General features: G+C 70.8%; 2 protein-coding genes. One reads left to right on the forward strand and one right to left on the reverse strand.

Annotated elements, in window-relative coordinates:
• The first annotated feature begins 184 nt into the window (after nt 1-184).
• Nucleotides 185-355, forward strand: a complete 171-nt coding sequence (locus AB0E96_RS41370; RefSeq protein WP_359831998.1) for a hypothetical protein — start codon at nt 185-187, stop codon at nt 353-355.
• A 76-nt stretch (nt 356-431) separates the two neighbouring features.
• Here AB0E96_RS41370 and AB0E96_RS41375 read toward each other — a convergent pair whose 3' ends face one another.
• Nucleotides 432-692: a hypothetical protein gene (locus tag AB0E96_RS41375; RefSeq protein WP_359831999.1), complete on the reverse strand. Its 261-nt coding sequence runs from the start codon at nt 690-692 to the stop codon at nt 432-434.
• Nucleotides 693-1,011: the final 319 nt, after the last annotated feature.

The following is a 1,011-nucleotide window of genomic DNA, read 5'->3' on the forward strand; positions in this document are numbered from 1 at the left end:
ACGCCGATCACCGCAGGTCAGAAAGTGTCGGCCCCGCGCTCGCGGGGATTGCTCCGCCAACAACACCTCAGCGGCCCCTCTCCGAGAGGGGTTCAGCCTCCAGCCCCACCCCACCGACCCGGCCCGCACGATCGTCGTCCACCACACCAGCGCCGCCTGACCGACCGACACGAGAGGCACTGCCATGACCACCGACCGCTGGCCCGACAAGACGATCCCTGAGTTCACCATGGACGAGCTGTGCGAGGCGATCGAGCGGCACAAGGACGACCCCAACCCGGTCACCCAGGACCTCGTCCGCAGCTGCTGGCGTGAGTGGGAGCGCCGCCACGGACTCACCCAGGACGAGGTCTGACCCCCACCACCACCCAGGCAGACCGGAGCCCCCGTCAGCATCCGCTGGCGGGGGCTCGGTCATGCCCGGGTCCGGCTCAGAACTCCGGCGGGAACGCCTGGTTCCATGCCTCCAACCACGCCTCCGGATCGTCGGTCGGAACACCCTCGACCCGCTCCGCCCGTCCCATCCGCAGCCCCAGCACCTCCACCGAGTTCCGGCCCGGGTGAGCCCAGTCCACGTGCCCACGGCCCGCTGTCAGCAACTGCTCCACCGAACCGCTGTTCGCCAGCACCCCCCGCGTCGAGCCCTGGCACACCGAGCACTGCACCCACGCCACTTCGAGTACGTCGTCCATGCCCAGCCCAACGACCCTGAGGCGTCCGGGATGTGCGCCCCACCGGCCCGAGGGTTGGTTGCCTCTGCGGTTGCCTCTGCGGTTGCCCCTGAGGTTGCCCCACCAGTTGCCCCTGAGGTTGCCCCTGACGTTGCTTCGGGACAGCCCCGGTTGTCCCGCATCCGCGCTGGTCACCACCCGGGACAACACCGTCCGGCCGACGCCGACTACTTCCCCACGGACCCCCCATCCGTCGCGCAGCAGCACCCCGGGCACCCCGTACCGCCCGTCGACGTCCTCGCCGTACGGGCGGCCGGCGCCTGCCGACCGAGGGAGCATC

The sequence above is a fragment of the Kitasatospora sp. NPDC036755 genome, assembly GCF_040636595.1.
Lineage (GTDB): Bacteria > Actinomycetota > Actinomycetes > Streptomycetales > Streptomycetaceae > Kitasatospora.